Origin of the sequence: Amycolatopsis oliviviridis (genome assembly GCF_014654365.1) — a bacterium.
In the GTDB taxonomy this organism is placed as follows: Bacteria; Actinomycetota; Actinomycetes; order Mycobacteriales; family Pseudonocardiaceae; genus Amycolatopsis; species Amycolatopsis oliviviridis.
This window is the reverse complement of the sequence record NZ_BNAY01000005.1, coordinates 196,676-213,510: the sequence shown is the minus strand read 5'-3', so window position 1 is coordinate 213,510 and position 16,835 is coordinate 196,676. Positions and strand designations below refer to the sequence as shown.

Sequence of the window (16,835 nt, the reverse complement as noted above, 5' to 3'; positions counted from 1 at the left end):
GCGGACTCCAACTCTGGAAGAAAGGACTAGGGACGCCGGATGGCGTCTTCAGCACCGTACCCGGCAGGGCTGACGGGCTTCGCCGCGCCATTGACCGAGTCCAGGCTTTCCAGCAGGTGCTTCCCGATCAGCGCGTCCTCGGGGAGCGCGATCGGGTACTCGCCGGAGAAGCAGGCGGTGCACAAGCGCGACTTCGGCTGTTCCGAAGCCGCGACCAGTCCGTCCAGGGAGATGTAGCCCAGGGTGTCCGCGCCGATGGAACGGCGGATGCCGTCGAGGTCGACGCCGTTGGCCACCAGTTCGGCGCGGGACGCGAAGTCGATTCCGTAGAAACACGGCCAGCGCACGGGCGGCGAGGCGATCCGGACGTGCACCTCGAGCGCGCCCGCCTCCCGCAGCATGCGGACCAGCGCGCGCTGGGTGTTGCCGCGGACGATGGAGTCGTCGACCACGACCAGCCGCTTGCCGCGGATGACGTCGCGGAGCGGGTTCAGCTTCAGCCGGATGCCCAGCTGGCGGATCGTCTGCGACGGCTGGATGAAGGTGCGGCCGACGTAGGCATTCTTCACCAGGCCGGTGCCGTACGGGATGCCGGAACCCTGCGCGTAGCCGATGGCGGCCGGGGTGCCGGATTCGGGCACCGGCATGACCAGGTCGGCGTCGGCCGGATGTTCGGCGGCGAGCTTGCGGCCGATCTCGACGCGGGTGGCGTGCACGCTGCGCCCGGCGATCGAGGTGTCGGGACGCGCGAGGTAGACGTACTCGAAGACACAGCCCTTGGGCTCGGGGTTCGCGAACCGCGAGGAACGCAGGCCCTCGGCGTCGATCGCGATGAGCTCACCGGGCTCGACCTCGCGGACGAACGACGCGCCGCAGATGTCCAGCGCGGCCGTCTCGCTCGCGACCACCCAGCCCCGTTCGAGCCTGCCGAGTACCAGCGGGTGCACCCCGTGCGGGTCGCGCGCGGCGTACAAGGTGGACTCGTCGGCGAAGACCAGGCAGAACGCGCCCTTGAGGGTGGGCAGCAGTTCCAGCGCGGCGGCCTCGATGCCCTTGTCGGCGGCGTTGGCCGCGAGCAGCCCGCACACCAGGTCGGAGTCGCTGGAAGAACCGGTCAGGCCCGCGTGCGGCTTGAGGCCGGCTTCGACCGTGCGATCGCGCAGTTCCGCGGTGTTGACGAGGTTCCCGTTGTGCGCGAAGGACAGTCCGCTGCCGGTGGCGGTGGTGCGGAAGATCGGCTGGGCGTTCTCCCAGATGGTCGCGCCGGTGGTCGAGTAGCGGCAGTGCCCGACGGCGATGTGTCCCTGCAGCGACTGCAGGACCTGCTCGTCGAACACCTGGCTGACCAGGCCGAGATCCTTGAAGACGACGATCTGCGAACCGTCGGAGACCGAGATGCCGGCCGCTTCCTGGCCGCGGTGCTGAAGTGCGTAGAGCCCGTAGTAGGTCAGCTTCGCGACCTCTTCTCCGGGCGCCCAGACACCGAAGACACCGCATTCCTCGCGGGGTTCCGGATCGGGCTGGTCGGTCACGGGCTGTCCGGCAGGGGACGGGTCGGAAACCACCGAGGTGCTCCCAGGGGAGGAAAGAGGGCAGGCCGCCACCAGTGTAAACGGTGAGCCGGAGATCAACGCGCCGCGCGACGTGGCACTGGACACGCTTCGTGTGATGACCGTGAGTGACGGGCGGGTGTCAAGGCCCGGCACTCACGACCCCCGACCAGCCGACCGCTCCCCCTCGACAGAGGCGGTCGACTGTGCTTAGGAGGTGACTAACCCGCGGCAAGCCACTTCGACGTACCGCCGCGACCGGGAACCCAGCATCCCTTGGACGCGGTCTCCGGGAGGTACAGCGAGCCGGGCGTCCGCTCGTCCGGCAGGTCGAGCAGTTCCGTCAGCACGGACACCGCGTCGCCGGAGGTCCGCCACAGCCAGACCTCGGGTTCGAGGATGTCTTCCTCGGTACCCGGCATGCGGGTCGCGACGACGTCGTCCTCGGCGTTGAGCCGGACCACGTCGACCACGTTGTCGTGGACTCGCACGCCGACCACGGCCAGGACCTCGCCGTTCGCGTCGCACGGGTGCACGAACTGGTATCCGCGGTGGATCAGTTCCTGCAGGCCGCTTTCGATATCGGTGATTTCCGCGGTGATGGTGTCACCCGAGAACGTCATCGAATTCGCCATCCTTGGCACCCGCGAGGAACGCGGCCATCTCGGCCTGCGTGTAGATCAGGGCCGGCCCGGTCGGGAAGCGCGAGTTGCGCATCGCGATCTCGCCGGACGCGAGCGGTGCCACCTCGACGCAGTTGCCGATCGCGTTGCTGTAGCTCGCTTTGCGCCACTGCGCACCGGTAAGACGATCGGCCGGGATGCCGTTGTCGAACTGTTCAGCCATGGTCCCCACCTTCCCCGACGAGAGATCTTCGGGCGATGCATCTGCATGTGCATTTGCCTGTGATCCCAAAGTTAGCACGTGTGACTGCAACGGTAAATGCACGTGCAGAAGTTTCTGCAGAATTCGCGTGCAGTGATGACTCAGGCTCTCTTTCGTACCACCAAAGCGTGATCGCCACAGCCACCATCGAGTGACCAACTACTGCTCGTGATCATATTTTCGGGCGCACACAAGAAAAACCCGCCCGTCACCAGGACGGCGGGTAACCCCACAACGGTGAGTGACTCAGATTTCCGCGCGGCGCTTCATCAGCATCTGGCGGCTGCGGTCCGGCGTCTCCGCGTCGACCGCGAGCATGTCCAGCGCCCGGCTGTACCGCTCGATCTCGTCGCGCTTGTCGATGTAGTGCGCGCCGGTCAGGTACTCGGTGTAGGCGATGTTCGGCAATTCCTCTTCCGCGAACCTGAGCAGCGAGAACGCGCTGTCGGCGGAGTAGCCGCTCCGGTCGAACGGGAGGATCTGCACCGAGATGTTCGGCTGCTGGATCATCTCCAGCAGGTAGTCGATCTGGCCCTTGAGGACCTCGCGGTCGCCGATCGGCCGGTGGAGCACCGATTCGTCGAGCACCAGCCACAACCGCGGGGCGTCCGGGCGCGAAAGCATCTTCTGCCGCCGCATCCGCAGCGCGACCCGGCGGTCGATCTGCTCGTTGACCATGTCCTTGCGGCCGTGGCTCATGATCGCCCGCGCGTAGTCCTCGGTCTGCAGGAGACCCGTGACGTACAGCGGCTCCCAGACCTGGATCCGGGCCGCGGCCTCTTCGAGCCCGACGAGGTCGTTGAACCAGCTCGGCATCAGGTCGCCGTAGCGGCGCCACCAGCCCGGCTCGTTCGACTCCTTGACCATGTCGAGGAACTGCTGCCGCTCGGCGGGATCGGTCATCCCGTACATGGTCAGCAGATCGGCGACGTCGCGTTCCTTGAAGCCGACGCGGCCGAGTTCGAGACGGCTGATCTTCGACTCGGAGCCGCGGATGCTGTACCCGGCCTCCTGGCGAGTGATGCCCGCGTCCTCGCGCATCCGGCGAAGCTGAGAGCCCAGGATCATCCGCCGCGCGGTGGGACCCAGGGACTGCTCACCGCCGGACGGGGTGACCGCGTTCATCGACCGGGGACCTTTCGTACGACAACACTCACCGAGGGAACTAGCCGATTACTGAAAGTACACGTTTGGGCCTCGACACGACAGGGACGGCTCGGTTTACCCGTCGCGTACGTGGTTCTACTCTACGTAGAGCCCGAGACTTCCGACACAGTTTTGTGAGGTTCAAGATGCCCGACGCCCCGCCGCGGACGGAACGAGTGCCAGTGGGTGTCGACCCGACCCGGGCCAGCATCGCCCGGGTGTACGACGCCTTCCTGCTCGGCAAGGACAACTACGAGATCGACCGGGAGGTGCTGCACAAGGTCCAGCAGGCCGCACCGGAAGCGCAGGACCTGGCCACCGAGAACCGCGGCTTCCTGATCCGCGCGTGCCGGTTCATCGCCAGCCAGACGGGCATCACCCAGTTCCTCGACCTGGGATCCGGCCTGCCGACGGCCGAGAACACGCACCAGGTGGTCCAGCGGATCAACCCGGAGATCAAGGTCGTCTACGTCGACAACGACCCGGTCGTGCTCGCGCACGGGCGCGCCCTGCTCGAGGAGAACGAGAACACCCACTTCGTCTCGGACGACATCTTCGAGCCGGAGCGGATCCTCGAGAATCCGGACATCCGCCGGCACATCGACTTCACCCAGCCGATCGCGTTGCTGCAGCTGGGAACCCTGCACCACTACAGCGGGCCCAAGGACCAGCCCGCCAAGATCATGAAGAAGTACATCGACGCGCTGCCGTCGGGTTCGTACGTGGCGATCTCGCACTTCTCCGATCCGGAGGACGAGTTGTCCGAGGTCGCCCGCAAGATGGAGGACTTCTTCATCCACAGCCCGATGGGCTCGGGCACCTTCCGCACCAAGGCCGAGATCGAGGAGCTGTTCCACGACCTCGAGATGGTCGAGCCCGGCGTCGAGCTGTGCGTCGACTGGTGGCCGGACGGCCCGCGGATCAAGGAGCTCAACGCCGCTCAGCGGACCATCTCGGGCGGCATCGGGCGCAAGAAGTAGTACCTTTCGCGGCCCTCGGGCCTGCAATGAAAGGCCCCTTCATTGCAAAATTTGCGATGAAGGGGCCTTTCATCGCAGGCGTTGGGCCCACCTTCAGAGGCGCACCAGCGGCAGCCAGTGGGTCAGATCGGCGCGCGTCCCGGAGGCGGTGACCCGCCCCGACTCGACGGCGTCGGCCCAGCCGAGCAGCCCGGTCGCCAGTTCCAGCCAAGTGCGCGGATCCGTTTCGACGACGTTCGGCGGAGTTCCGCGCGTATGGCGCAATCCTTCGACACACTGCACAGCCGCGAACGGCGGCACCCGCACTTCGACACTCTTCCCCGGGGCGTCCGAGGCCAGCGTCCGCAGGCTCAGCCGCACCGCCGCGGCCAGCTCGGGACGGGCCGGTTCCGGACCGGATCCGCTCAACCAGGGGGAAATCGCCGTGATCACGGCACGTAACTCAGCGGGGTCGACCGAACGCGAAGAGGCCATGGGAGAACAGTAGAGTGAGCGCGAACAAACCTTCAGGCACCCGGAACGTGGGGATGGCGATGGCGCAGCGGGACGAGGCGGATCGGTTGGCGTCGAGCCCGGCGGGCAAGCGGAAACAGGGCAAGCCGAAGATCACCGAAGAGATGCGCGCCAACGCCAAGGCCAACCCCAACAGCTGGCTTTATGTCATCGACGAGGCCTTCGACCCCGACGGCCCGGTGCCGTCCTGGGCGGTCGTCGGCGCGTACCCGGTGAACGGCGGCGGCGAGATCGTCGAGGACTTCCACCCCAACGACCGGTACCGGCCCTCGCCCAAGGCGCTCGGCTTCCCGGAGCCGCGCAACGAGCTCGAGCAGCTGCTCCAGCTGGTGCGCACGAACCACCGCCCGGCCGCCGACCTGCCGCGGGTCTTCCTCGACTCGACGCTGTTCGTCTACGCCCTTTCTCCGGTCCAGCGCACGGTGATCGGCTTCCACAACGTCGACGGCCAGGTGCTGGTGCCGGCGTACACGGCCAAGGCGCTGGTCCCGCGCGAATGGCCGCACGCCCGCGCGGTGCTGGGCCGGGACATGGTCCCGCTGCTCGCCGGGCACCCCGTGACGCTCAATCCCCACGATCGGCTCACCGCGATCATCCCCTCGGAGCACCTCGACAAAGCCCTTTCGGACGAGCGTCGTTAGGGCTCGATTAACCCACTCGGCCCAATTTTTTCGGGCCGAAAGCAACTCTTTCGGGTGATGTTCGAGTCGCTGATTCCCTTTTCCCGGGGGATCGTGGCGACGTGATGAGTCGCAGAGTGTGTTCGAAAGGCTGGGGGGCCGTCCTCGCGGCGGGGGTTCTGCTGCTCGCGCAGACCCCCGCCGTCGCGCGTGAAGGCGGGCCCAGATACGACGGGGCCGAGGAGCACTACGCCGGTTCACAGATCGCGCTGCACGAGGGTGTCGAGGTGTCGGTGGGGCCGCTGTACGGCGGCGAAGCGCAGACGCTCGGCCATGACGTCAGCGGTCATCAGGGCGACGTCGACTGGCCCGCCGCGTCGAGGACCGGCGCGAAGTTCGTCTACGTGAAGGCGACCGAGGGCACCGGCTTCGTCAATCCGCGTTTTCCCCAGCAGTACAACGGTTCCTACGGTGTCGGCATGATCCGCGGCTCGTACCACTTCGCGCGCCCCGACGTCTCGGACGGCGCCGCGCAGGCGCACTACTTCGTCGACCACGGCGGCGGCTGGTCCGGCGACGGCAAGACGCTGCCGGGCGCGCTCGACGTCGAATACAACCCGTACGGCGAAACGTGTTACGGCAAGACACCCGCGCAGATGGTGGCGTGGATGGCGTCGTTCGCCACGGCCTATCTGCACCGCACCGGGCGGCATCCGGCGATCTACACGTCGACGAGCTGGTGGAAGCGCTGTACCGGCAACAGCAACGTGTTCTGGCAGAACCCGTTGTGGATCGCGCGCTACAACACGGAGATCGGTGAGCTGCCGGCGAGCTGGAAGACCCACACCATCTGGCAGTTCTCGAACAAGGGCAGCCTGCCCGGCGACCAGAACTGGTTCAACGGCGCGGAAGATCGCGTGCGGGCGCTGTCGATCGGCTGAGGGATCCCCCGACCGGGTGTTACAAGATCACAAAACACCGTCAACATGGAAATGAAAATCACCCACGTGTAGTACGAATTTCACGGAAGTTAGTGACAAACCCGGCGCCCGTCGTCAACAATCGTGCCCGGACGGCTACCACCTGCAAGTTAGCCGTCCTCAGCGAGGGTTATCCGTGAAGGGATTGTCGTATGCGCACTTCCCGAAGAATCGCCATCGCCGTCGGCTCCGCGCTGCTCCTGCTCAGCAGCGCGGTCCAGGCGTCGGCCGCCCCGTCCCCCGAGGTCATGTCGATCGAACAGGACCTCCAGAAGAACGACCACACGATCGGATCGCAGATCCGGCGTGTGGAGGGCGACACCTCCACCCCGGAATCCAAGGAGAAGGCCGCCCGTCCGCAGCCTGAGGCCGGCGTGCTCGCGACGGTCGCCGGCATGGACGTCGCCAGCTACCAGCAGAACGTCGACTGGGCCTACTGGTGGGGTCAGGGCAAGCGTTTCGTGTGGACGAAGGCCACCGAAGGCACGAGCTACAAGAACCCGTACTTCGCGCAGCAGTACAACGGTTCGTACAACCAGGGCTTCATCCGCGGCGCCTACCACTTCGCCCTGCCCAACGTCTCCGGCGGCGCGGCGCAGGCGGACTACTTCGTCAACAACGGCGGCGGCTGGTCCAAGGACGGCAAGACGCTGCCGGGCGCGCTGGACATGGAGTACAACCCGTACGGCGCCACCTGTTACGGCCTGAGCCAGTCGGCCATGGGGGCGTGGATCCGGGCGTTCCACGACCGCTACCAGCAGCGCACCGGCCGCTGGCCCGTCATCTACACCTCGACGAGCTGGTGGAGCACCTGTGTCGGCTCGTCGCAGAACTTCGGCGGCACGGTCCCGCTGTGGATCGCGCGATACGCCTCGTCCGTGGGCACGCTGCCCTACGGCTGGGGCTTCTACACCGTGTGGCAGTACACCTCCAGCCCGCTCGACCAGAACACCTTCAACGGCGCCTACGACCGTCTGCAGGCACTGGCCAACGGCTGAGCTGCGCATTCCGTGAAGAAACGGCTCCCGGCCTCGGCCGGGAGCCGTTTTCGCGCGCCGCTTTCGACGCAAGGTACCTTCCGGGCAGAATGCCCACGAAATCCCTGGCACGAGCGGATCCGGAACCAGCGCTGACCGCCGGTCGTCTGATCTGAAGCCTCAGGCCCCAGTACGGAAGGCGAGACCGATGACCTACCCACCCCAGCCAGGCCAGCCCTACGGCCAGGACCCCCAGGGACAGCAGCCCGGTGGCTGGGACCAGACCCAGCAGTACGGTCAGCCTCAGCAGTACGGCCAGCAGCCGCAGCAGGGTTGGGACCAGACCCAGCAGTACCAGCAGCAGGGCTGGGACCAGACCCAGCAGTATCCGCAGCAGCAGCAACCGCAGCAGGGCTGGGACCCGAACAACCCGGGCTACCCGCAGGGTTACGGCGGCCCGCCCGCGCCGCCGAAGAAGAGCAAGACCGGGCTGATCATCGGGATCGTGATCGGCGTCGTCGTGCTGATCGCCTTCGGTGTCACCGGTTTCGTCGCGCCGGGCTTCCTGCTCAGCAAGGACGAAGGCAACAACACGGCCGCGCCGCCGCCCGCGTCGTCCGAGCAGGCGCCGACCTCCGCGCCGAAGAGCAGCCCGAAGTCGAGCGCTCCCAAGAGCAGCCCGAGGAGCACCGAGAGCGGTGGCAGTTCCGGTGACCCCAAGGGCGTTCAGGTCATTCAGGACTTCCTCGACAAGATCGCCGCGAGTGACAAGCCCGGCGCGATCGCCCTGGCCTGTGAGAACCGGCGGGCGAACATGGACGCGGTGATCGACGTCTTCCTGCCGGCCGGTTCGCAGGCCCAGATCAAGAAGACCACCGGGACCAGCAACCTGGTGATGGCCGAGATCACCGGCACGGTCGAGGGCTCGGACGCCAAGGGGACGGTGTTCTCGCAGGGTCAGCCGGATGGTTCCTACTGCATCGGTTCGCTGCTCGTTTCCAAGGGCCGATGAAGAAGTTCCTCCGTTCCCCGCTGCTCTGGACGTTTTTCGTCTCGCTCGTGCTGCTGCTCGCCGTCGGCGGCTGGTTGCTGACCGATCCGGCGACCAGCCGCAGCGAGGCGTTGAAAACCGGCGGCATCGCCGGGGGCGCCATCGTCGCGCTGTACGCGTTGTGGCTCAACGACAGGCGGCGCCGGGTCGAGGAGCGGCGGCAGGAGGTCGAGCGGCAGCGGCAGGAACTCGAACTGCGGCGGGCCGACCAGGACCGCGACCGGATCTCGGACGAACGGTTCGCGAAGGCCGTCGAACTGCTCGGGCACGACGCCGACCAGGTTCGGGTGGGGGCCCTGCACGCGCTGGCCGGTCTCGCGCGCGGGCGGAAGATCTACACGCAGACGGTGCTGGACATCCTGTGCTCGTACCTGCGGCGGCCGTTCGAGCATCCGCGGTACTCCGACGACGCGAAACGGCCGGGGAACACGCGGCCGGAGGCCGGGACCCCGGAGCAGGAGCAAGAGCTCCAGGTGCGGCAGACCGCGCAGCGGCTCATCGGGGACCTGCTCCCCGCCGCGGACTCCGAAGGGACTCCCGGCTACGACCTCGACCTGACCGGCGCGGTACTGGAGTACTTCGACCTGTCACACCGGAAGGTCGGCAAGCTGCTGCTCCGCTACGGCGGGCTGTACAGCAGCACGAACCTGTCCGGCTGCGTGTTCCTCGGGCCGGTCTACCTGACCGGCGCCGGTACCGCCACGGACAAGCGGATCGGCTATTTCCGGTGCAATCAGGCCAAGTTCACGCAGCGGGCGTGGTTCAGCGGGGTGCAATTCTCCGAGGACGCCGAGTTCACCGGTACGAAGTTCGGCAGTGAGACGTCCTTCAAGGACAGTTCGTTCAAGAAGAGCGTGGTCTTCACCGACGCGGAGTTCGAGCTGACCTTGGATCTGGACCGTGCCCGGTTCGAAGGCTTCGCGGACCTGAAGTTCCGCGAGCCGCCGAAGACGGTGTCGTTGTACAACACGATGGTGGAACCAGGCCGGGACCACGACCTCCCGGAGGGCTGGATCGTCGAACCGTTCTCCGACGGGCGGGCGCGGATCAGGGTGCCGGGAGCATGAGAAGACTGTTCAAGTCACCGCTGCTGTGGACGTTGCTGTCCTCGGTCGCGGTGCTCGTCGGGGTCACCGCCTGGCTGCTCACCGATCGCGCGACGAGCCGCGGCGACGCGCTCAAGACCGGCGCCCTCGCCGGCGGCGCGATCGCCGCGCTCTACGGGCTCTGGCTCAACGACCGGCGGCGGCGCACGGAAGAAGACCGGCACGAGATCGAGCGCAGCCGGATCTCCGACGAACGCTTCGCCAAGTCGATCGAACTGCTGGGCAACGAGGCCGACCAGGTCCGGGTCGGGGCGATGCATTCACTCGCCGGGCTGGCCAGGACGCGTCCGGAGTACCGGCAGACGGTGCTCGACGTGCTGTGCGCCTACCTTCGGCGGCCGTTCGAGCATCCGAAGTTCGATTTGGCGGCGGGCAAGACCGACAAGTGGGATCCGGAAGACGAAGCGGCCGCGGAACGCGAGCGGCTGGTCCGCCGCGCGGCAGAACGGCTGATCCGGGACATCCTTCCCCACGCCGGGACCACCGGGCCGACGCTTTCGCTCAACCTCAGCGACGCCCGGCTCGACAAACTGGGGCTGCTCGGCAGGCGGGTCGGCTGGTTCGGCGCGGATCGCTGCGAGGTGCTGACGTATCTCGACCTCACCGACGCCCAGCTCTCCGGGAAATTCCTGCTGGAGAACGTGACGATCCACGGCGAATTCGAGCTCACGCGGGCGAGGTTCGAGCGGAAGGTGTCACTGGCCGGCACGGTCGTCGAGAAACCTGTCGACTTCAGTGAAGCTACTTTCGCGGAGCCTCCGTCGCTGGAAGGCGCGAAGTTCCCGGCGGGTTCGGTGCTGCCCAAAGACGGCTGAAGGACGCTTTCCCCGCATGTGATGGGAGGAAAGCGTCCTTCGCCGCGTCTTATGCGGGGAAAGCGTCCTTCAGCCGCTCAGTCGAACAGGGCCGGGAGGGTCTTCTCCCAGGTCTCCCGGAGCTCGTCCAGCGTGAACTCCGTGATGCCCTGGAGTTCGAGCGAACCCGACTCCGGGTCCACCACACCGGTCTTGCGCCACGGCAGGCCGCGCGCGGTCAGCATCTCGGTGAACCGCAGTTCCTCGGTGCGCGGCACGGCGACCAGCACCCGGCCCGCGGACTCGGAGAACAGCTGCACGAACGGGTCCTGCTCCGAGTCGAGGAAGACCCGGGCACCGCACTGTCCGATGAGGACGGTCTCGACGAGCGTCTGGATCAGGCCGCCGTCGGAGATGTCGTGCGCGGCGGAGATCATGCCGTCGCGCGAACCGGCGATGAGGATGTCGGCGAGCAGCTTCTCGCGCGCCAGGTCCACGCGAGGCGGACGGCCGCCGAGGTGGCCGTGCAGTTCGCGCGCCCAGGCGGAACCGTCCAGTTCGTCGTGGGTCTCGCCCAGCAGCAGCAGGGTTTCCCCGGCCTCGGCACCGATACCGGTCGGGATGCGGCGGGTGACGTCGTCGATCACGCCGAGCACGCCGACCACCGGCGTCGGCAGGATGGCCACGTCACCGGTCTGGTTGAAGAAGCTGACGTTGCCGCCGGTGACCGGGATGCCGAGCTCGACACAGCCGTCGGCCAGCCCGTGCACGGCCTGCTCGAACTGCCACATCACGCCCGGGTCGGTCGGCGCGCCGAAGTTCAGGCAGTCCGACACCGCGACCGGCTTCGCGCCGCTGGTGGCGACGTTGCGGTACGCCTCGGCCAGCGCGAGCTTCGCGCCCTCGTACGGGTCGAGGAAGACGAACTTGCTGTTGCAGTCGGTCGAGACGGCGACACCGCGGCCGGTCGACTCGTCGATCCGGATGACCCCGGAGTCCGACGGCTGCGCGGACACGGTGTTGCCGCGCACGTAGCGGTCGTACTGGGAGGTCACCCATTCCTTCGACGCCTGGTTCGGCGACGAGATCAGCTTGAGCACGTCGGCGCGCAGTTCGTCCGAAGTGGACGGACGTGGCAGCTTCGCCGAGGTGTCGGCCTGCAGGGCGTCCTGTGTGGACGGACGCTGGATCGGGCGGTCGTACACCGGGCCCTGGTGCGCCACGGTGTGCGCCGGAACGTCGACGACGACCTCGTCGTTCCAGGTGATGACCAGGTGCTCGCCGTCGGTGACCTCGCCGATGTCGGTGGCGATGACGTCCCACTTCTCGCAGACCTTCATGAACGCCTCGACGTTCTCCGGCGAGACGACCGCGCACATGCGTTCCTGCGACTCGCTGGAGAGCACCTCCGCCGGGGTCATCCCGGTGGCGCGCAACGGAACCCGGTCGAGGTAGATGTGCATGCCGCCGTCACCGGCGGCCGCGAGCTCCGACGTCGCGCAGGAGAGCCCGGCGCCGCCGAGGTCCTGGATGCCGACGACGAGCTTCTGCGCGAACAGTTCGAGACAGCACTCGATGAGCACCTTCTCGGTGAACGGGTCGCCGACCTGGACGCTGGGCAGCTTCTTGCGGCCGCCCGAGGATTCGTCGCCGGAGAAGGTGTCACTCGCGAGCACGGACACGCCGCCGATGCCGTCGAGGCCGGTGCGCGCGCCGAACAGGATGATCTTGTTGCCCTTGCCGGAGGCGAAGGCCAGGTGCAGGTCCTCGACGCGCATCGCGCCGACGCACAGGGCGTTGACCAGCGGGTTGCCGGAGTAGCTCGGGTCGAACACGAGCTCGCCGCCGATGTTGGGCAGGCCGAGACAGTTGCCGTAGCCGCCGACACCGGCGACCACCCCGGGCAACACGCGGCGGGTATCGGCCGCGTCGGCCGGGCCGAAGCGCAGCGCGTCCGCCACCGCGAGCGGGCGCGCGCCCATCGCCATGATGTCGCGCACGATGCCGCCGACGCCGGTCGCGGCGCCCTGGTACGGCTCCACGTAGGACGGGTGGTTGTGGCTCTCGACCTTGAAGGTGACCGCCCAGCCCTCGCCGATGTCGACGACGCCCGCGTTTTCGCCGATGCCCGCGAGCATCTTCTCCTTCATCTCGGGAGTGGCCGTCTCGCCGAAGTAGCGCAGGTGCTTCTTCGAGGACTTGTACGAGCAGTGCTCGCTCCACATCACCGAGTACATCGCCAGTTCGGCGTCGGTCGGACGGCGGCCGAGGATCTCCCGGATCCGGGCGTACTCGTCGTCGGCCAGGCCGAGTTCGACGTAGGGCTGGGTCTGTTCCGGGGTCGCTTCGGCGCGTTCAATGGTGTCAACAATGCTGGTCACGGTGTCAACCTCAGGGTTCGCCACGGCCGCCAGAATAAGGGAGAGGGTTGTTCACCTCTCGGTCGCCCACGGATAAATCGGTCGCGCCGGCGACGGTGATCCGCTTACCGTCGACAATCGTGCTTTCCGCCACATATCCCCTTCCGCGACTGCGGCTGCCCGCCAAGCCGACCGCCTGGCGATACCTGGTCACGATGATGCTCGCGCGCCCGGGGCTGCTCGCCGTGTCGGCGATCAGCGGCGCGCTGTGGTCGCTGCCGATCGCCCTGCTGCCGGTCGCGATCGGCCGGGGCATCGACGCGATCGGCCGCGGCGACGGCGACTCGGTCTGGCTGTGGGGTCTCACGGCCGCCGGGCTCGGGATCGCGCAGACGCTCGCGGGCACGGTGCAGCACTTCGCGTCCTACGGCTGCTGGATCCACGGCGCCGGGGTCACTCAGCGCCTGGCCACCGAGCACGCCGCGAAACTGGGCGCGAACCTGCGGGACACGACCACCACCGGTGACGTCGTCGCCATCACCACCAGCGACATCAATCCGATCGGTGACTCCTTCGAGGTGCTCGGGCGGGCCTTCGGTTCGCTGATCGCGTTCATCGTGTGCGCGACGGCGCTGCTGACGACGTCCCCGCTGCTCGGCGTGGTCGCGCTGGTCGGCGTCCCGCTGGCGGTGGTCGGCATCGGCCCGCTGCTGAAGCCGCTGGAGAAACGCCAGACGAAGCAGCGCGAGGAGAAGACCGCGGTCAACGCGCTGGCCGCGGACATCGTCTCCGGCCTGCGGATCCTCCGCGGCGTCGGCGGCGAGAAGCAGTTCCTCGACCGCTTCCGCCGCTCCAGCCAGCGGGTCCGGTCGGCCGGTGTGCAGGTCGGACGCAGCGAGGCGTGGCTTTCGGCGGCGGAGGTCGCGCTGCCGGGCCTGGTCACGGTGGTCATCACTTGGCTGGGCGCGCAGCTGGCGATCAACGGCACCATCGGCGTCGGCGAGCTGATCACGTTCTACGGCGTCTCGGTGTTCCTGGTGATCCCGGTGACGACGGCGACCGAGTTCGCCGGCGTGCTGAGCGCCGCGCTGGTTTCGGCGCGGAAGGTGTGCAAACTGCTGTCCACCGAACGCACGCTCGCCGAACCGGAGAACCCGGTGCCGCTGCCGGAAGGCCCGCTGGACCTGTTCGACGAGACGTCCGGGATCAAGGCCGAGGCCGGGAAACTGACCGTCATCGACGTCGGGGCGGACGCCGAAGCGGTGGCCTCGCGGATGGCGCGGTTCACCGATCCGGGTGAACCTGCCCTGGTCAGCGGGGTCCCGGTGGACCGGGTCGCCCTCGGCGAGCTGCGGCGGCGGGTGGTCTACGCGCACAACCAGGACATCTGGTTCTCCGGGGTGCTGCGCGAACAGGTCGCCCCCGCCGAGCCCGGCGACGTCGAGATCACCGAAGCGCTGTACGCGGCGGACGCCGAGGACATCGTGGACGCGCTGCCCAAGGGCGTCGACGAGGTGATCGGCGAACGCGGACGTGAGGTCTCCGGTGGCCAGCGGCAGCGGCTGAACCTGGCCCGCGCGCTGGCGACCGACGCCGACGTCCTGCTGCTCGACGAGCCGACCTCGGCCGTCGACGCGCATACCGAAGCCCGCATAACCGAACGCGTCGCGAAGCTGCGGCGCGGCAAGACCACCGTCGTGTTCAGTCAGAGTCCACTGTGGACACATGTGGCCGATGTGGTCGTGAGTACGAAAGTACCGGCATGAAAAAGCTGCCTTTGGCAGACAGGAAAGACGTTCGACGATGGATAAGGGAGACCGCGCGCGACAACAAGCGCGAGTTCTCCGTGATGCTCGGGCTGTTCTGCGTCGCGACCGCGATCGGGCTGGCCGGGCCGCGGCTGCTGGGCGCGCTGGTGGACGAGGTCGTCGAAGGTACGACGACCGCCACGATCACGCTCCTGGCGATCGGGTTCGTGGTCGTACTGGGCGCGCAGGCCTGGTTCAAGGGCCTGGCGCGGCTGCGCGCGCGGGTGTTCGGCGAACGGATCCTGGCGAACAACCGCGAGGAGTTCGTCGGGAACGCGCTGAACCTGCCGCTCGGGACGGTCGAGGCCGCGGGTACCGGTGACCTGCTCAGCCGGGCCACCACCGACGTCAGCCGCATCGACCACGCGGTGCGGTTCGGCGCGCCGGAGATCCTGATCGCCGCCGTCACGGTGGTGTTCACGGTGGTGGCGATGGTGATCACGTCGCCGTTCCTGGCGCTGGGCCTGCTGGTCGCGCTGCCGCTGCTGGTGCCGGTGAACATCTGGTACCAGCGGCGGATCCCGGACGTGATGCGGCGGATGCTGGACCGGTGGGCCGAGTTGCAGTCCACCACGCACGAGACCGCGGAGGGCGCGCGGACGGCCGAGGCGCTGAACCTGACCGGCCGCCGCGTCCGCGCCGGGGACGACGGTCTCGACGAGGCGATGCTGGGCGAACGCAAGATCCGGGCGCTGCAGATGCGGTGGATCCCGTCGCTGGAGATCAGCTACGTGCTGCCGGTGCCGGTGATGCTCGGGCTGGGCCTGCTCGCCTACTCGAACGGCTGGGAAGGGCTCGGCACGATCACCGCGATGCTGCTGTATTCGCAGGTCATGACCGGTCCGCTGAACGAGGCACTGTTCTGGCTCGCGGACATGCAGGTCGCCGGGGCCTCGCTGCGACGGCTGCTGGGGGTGCGGCCGTCTCCCTCGGCGGGTTCGGTTTCGGAGGCTCCGCGCGGTCAGGACATCGAGGTCCGCGACGTGCGCTTCGGCTACAACGCGGACCGCGAGGTGCTGCACGGGATCGACCTGCGGGTGCCCGCCGGGGAACGACTGGCGATCGTCGGCCCGTCCGGGGCGGGCAAGTCGACGCTGGGACGGCTGCTGGCCGGGATGTCCGCGCCGACGTCGGGATCGGTGCGGATCGGCGGGGCCGAGGTGTCGACGCTGCCGGACGACGTCCTGCGCGGCGAGGTCCTCCTGCTCACCCAGGAGCAGCACGTGTTCGCGGGGACGCTGCGGGACAACCTCACGCTCCCCTCCGGGGACTGGACCGACGAGCGGCTGCTGGCCGCGCTGGCGTCGGTCGGGGCTTCGGAGTGGGTGGCGAGCCTGCCGGACGGGCTGGACACGAAGGTCGGGGTCGGGGCGGTCGCCGTCCCCGCGGCGATGGCTCAGCAACTGGCGCTGGCGCGGGTGGTGCTGGCCGATCCGCACACGCTGGTACTGGACGAGGCGACGTCACTGCTGGACACGGGTTCGGCACGGGAGCTGGAGCGGTCGCTGAGCGCGGTGCTCGAAGGGCGGACGGTGATCGCGATCGCGCACCGGCTGCACACCGCGGCCGCGGCGGACCGGGTCGCCGTCATCGAGGGCGGCCGGGTGACCGAGCTGGGTTCGCACGCCGAACTGCTGGCGGCTGGCGGCCCCTACTCGGCCCTGGTGGCCGCCGCCTCCTGACGCGATTCGGCACCTGGTTGCGGTGGTTGCGCGTGCAACTACCGCAAAGCAGGTGCCGAATTACGTGGGGCGTCAGGCGGAAACGCCGTCTTCGTGATCGGCGAAGCGATTCCCGACAACGGGCATCATGTCGTTCGTCCGCGGCTGGGCCGACGGGCTCCTGCCGGCCTTCAAGGACCTCTTCATGCCCGAAGACGCCAAACTCCGCGTACTGGACAACTACAGCATCGCCGCGATCTTCTGGATGGTGCTATCCGGAATTCTCGCGAAGATCATCCGCCGTGCGGGGGGCGCGAACTAGTCGGGCTATAGCACCTCGGGTGACTTGCAAAGTCGCCTTACACGGCTACGCCAGCAGCGCGCACACAATCCCCTCACCAATC

15 protein-coding genes and 1 pseudogene are annotated in these 16,835 nt (G+C 68.0%); 10 read left to right on the top strand and 6 right to left on the bottom strand.

Annotated features, from left to right (window positions below; translation table 11 throughout):
• Positions 1–26: 26 nt before the first annotated feature.
• From purF to IE302_RS22635, 4 genes are all read right to left on the bottom strand, one after another.
• Positions 27–1,565 (bottom strand): amidophosphoribosyltransferase, encoded by a 1,539-nt coding sequence (gene purF / locus IE302_RS22650; protein WP_191256498.1) that lies wholly within the window; start codon positions 1,563–1,565, stop codon positions 27–29.
• Between the two features lie 206 nt (positions 1,566–1,771).
• Complete coding sequence (locus IE302_RS22645) at positions 1,772–2,173, bottom strand: hypothetical protein (RefSeq protein ID WP_191256497.1); 402 nt, start codon at positions 2,171–2,173, stop codon at positions 1,772–1,774.
• Complete coding sequence (locus tag IE302_RS22640) at positions 2,157–2,396, bottom strand: DUF397 domain-containing protein (protein WP_005152616.1); 240 nt, start codon at positions 2,394–2,396, stop codon at positions 2,157–2,159. Before IE302_RS22640 ends, IE302_RS22645 begins: the two co-directional genes overlap by 17 nt.
• A 285-nt stretch (positions 2,397–2,681) precedes the next feature.
• Positions 2,682–3,560 carry a Sco1979 family transcriptional regulator gene (locus IE302_RS22635; protein ID WP_191256496.1) on the bottom strand — a complete coding sequence of 293 codons (879 nt, stop codon included), beginning with the start codon at positions 3,558–3,560 and terminating at the stop codon, positions 2,682–2,684.
• Positions 3,561–3,763: 203 nt separating this feature from the next.
• Between IE302_RS22635 and IE302_RS22630 the strand changes: the two genes are divergently transcribed.
• The gene (locus IE302_RS22630) at positions 3,764–4,561 is read left to right on the top strand and encodes an SAM-dependent methyltransferase (protein ID WP_191256495.1); all 798 of its coding nucleotides are present in this window, start codon (positions 3,764–3,766) and stop codon (positions 4,559–4,561) included.
• 93 nt (positions 4,562–4,654) lie between these two features.
• On the opposite strand, the gene IE302_RS22625 is transcribed toward IE302_RS22630, so the two are convergent.
• Complete coding sequence (locus tag IE302_RS22625) at positions 4,655–5,035, bottom strand: sterol carrier family protein (protein WP_191256494.1); 381 nt, start codon at positions 5,033–5,035, stop codon at positions 4,655–4,657.
• 53 nt (positions 5,036–5,088) lie between these two features.
• On the opposite strand from IE302_RS22625, the gene IE302_RS22620 reads away from it, so the two are divergent.
• The 6 genes from IE302_RS22620 to IE302_RS22595 all read left to right on the top strand — a co-directional run bounded on the left by IE302_RS22620 (position 5,089) and on the right by IE302_RS22595 (position 10,623).
• On the top strand, positions 5,089–5,715 hold the full coding sequence (locus tag IE302_RS22620) for a type VII secretion system-associated protein (protein ID WP_191256914.1): 627 nt from the start codon (positions 5,089–5,091) through the stop codon (positions 5,713–5,715).
• Between the two features lie 104 nt (positions 5,716–5,819).
• Positions 5,820–6,635 carry a lysozyme gene (locus IE302_RS22615; protein WP_191256913.1) on the top strand — a complete coding sequence of 272 codons (816 nt, stop codon included), beginning with the start codon at positions 5,820–5,822 and terminating at the stop codon, positions 6,633–6,635.
• Positions 6,636–6,826: 191 nt separating this feature from the next.
• Complete coding sequence (locus IE302_RS22610; protein ID WP_191256493.1) at positions 6,827–7,672, top strand: lysozyme; 846 nt, start codon at positions 6,827–6,829, stop codon at positions 7,670–7,672.
• A gap of 187 nt (positions 7,673–7,859) precedes the next feature.
• Positions 7,860–8,663, top strand: a complete 804-nt coding sequence (locus tag IE302_RS22605; RefSeq protein ID WP_191256492.1) for a Twin-arginine translocation protein TatA — start codon at positions 7,860–7,862, stop codon at positions 8,661–8,663.
• Positions 8,660–9,769: a pentapeptide repeat-containing protein gene (locus IE302_RS22600; protein WP_191256491.1), complete on the top strand. Its 1,110-nt coding sequence runs from the start codon at positions 8,660–8,662 to the stop codon at positions 9,767–9,769. The genes IE302_RS22605 and IE302_RS22600 overlap by 4 nt, the downstream gene beginning before the upstream one ends.
• Positions 9,766–10,623 carry a pentapeptide repeat-containing protein gene (locus IE302_RS22595; RefSeq protein WP_191256490.1) on the top strand — a complete coding sequence of 286 codons (858 nt, stop codon included), beginning with the start codon at positions 9,766–9,768 and terminating at the stop codon, positions 10,621–10,623. Before IE302_RS22600 ends, IE302_RS22595 begins: the two co-directional genes overlap by 4 nt.
• 77 nt (positions 10,624–10,700) lie before the next feature.
• On the opposite strand, the gene purL is transcribed toward IE302_RS22595, so the two are convergent.
• Positions 10,701–12,983, bottom strand: a complete 2,283-nt coding sequence (gene purL, locus IE302_RS22590; RefSeq protein ID WP_191256489.1) for a phosphoribosylformylglycinamidine synthase subunit PurL — start codon at positions 12,981–12,983, stop codon at positions 10,701–10,703.
• A gap of 119 nt (positions 12,984–13,102) precedes the next feature.
• Here purL and IE302_RS22585 point away from each other — a divergent pair, with 119 nt between their 5' ends.
• From IE302_RS22585 to IE302_RS22575, 3 genes and pseudogenes are all read left to right on the top strand, one after another.
• Entirely contained in the window at positions 13,103–14,728 is a 1,626-nt protein-coding gene (locus IE302_RS22585; RefSeq protein WP_191256488.1) for an ABC transporter ATP-binding protein, read from the top strand.
• Positions 14,725–16,452, top strand: coding sequence for an ABC transporter ATP-binding protein (locus IE302_RS22580; protein ID WP_191256487.1), 1,728 nt, complete (start codon positions 14,725–14,727; stop codon positions 16,450–16,452). Before IE302_RS22585 ends, IE302_RS22580 begins: the two co-directional genes overlap by 4 nt.
• Positions 16,453–16,533: 81 nt before the next feature.
• Positions 16,534–16,753 (top strand): annotated as a pseudogene (locus IE302_RS22575) (hypothetical protein); the annotation flags it as partial.
• Positions 16,754–16,835: the final 82 nt, after the last annotated feature.

What these genes read in the sequence shown, in the direction of transcription:
- IE302_RS22645 (WP_191256497.1), bottom strand. Translation starts at nt 2,173, where the DNA reads ATGACGTTCTCGGGTGACACCATCACCGCGGAAATCACCGATATCGAA.
- IE302_RS22640 (WP_005152616.1), bottom strand. Translation starts at nt 2,396, where the DNA reads ATGGCTGAACAGTTCGACAACGGCATCCCGGCCGATCGTCTTACCGGT.
- IE302_RS22635 (WP_191256496.1), bottom strand. Translation starts at nt 3,560, where the DNA reads ATGAACGCGGTCACCCCGTCCGGCGGTGAGCAGTCCCTGGGTCCCACC.
- IE302_RS22625 (WP_191256494.1), bottom strand. Translation starts at nt 5,035, where the DNA reads ATGGCCTCTTCGCGTTCGGTCGACCCCGCTGAGTTACGTGCCGTGATC.
- IE302_RS22620 (WP_191256914.1), top strand. Translation starts at nt 5,089, where the DNA reads ATGGCGATGGCGCAGCGGGACGAGGCGGATCGGTTGGCGTCGAGCCCG.
- IE302_RS22615 (WP_191256913.1), top strand. Translation starts at nt 5,820, where the DNA reads ATGAGTCGCAGAGTGTGTTCGAAAGGCTGGGGGGCCGTCCTCGCGGCG.
- IE302_RS22610 (WP_191256493.1), top strand. Translation starts at nt 6,827, where the DNA reads ATGCGCACTTCCCGAAGAATCGCCATCGCCGTCGGCTCCGCGCTGCTC.
- IE302_RS22605 (WP_191256492.1), top strand. Translation starts at nt 7,860, where the DNA reads ATGACCTACCCACCCCAGCCAGGCCAGCCCTACGGCCAGGACCCCCAG.
- IE302_RS22600 (WP_191256491.1), top strand. Translation starts at nt 8,660, where the DNA reads ATGAAGAAGTTCCTCCGTTCCCCGCTGCTCTGGACGTTTTTCGTCTCG.
- IE302_RS22595 (WP_191256490.1), top strand. Translation starts at nt 9,766, where the DNA reads ATGAGAAGACTGTTCAAGTCACCGCTGCTGTGGACGTTGCTGTCCTCG.
- IE302_RS22580 (WP_191256487.1), top strand. Translation starts at nt 14,725, where the DNA reads ATGAAAAAGCTGCCTTTGGCAGACAGGAAAGACGTTCGACGATGGATA.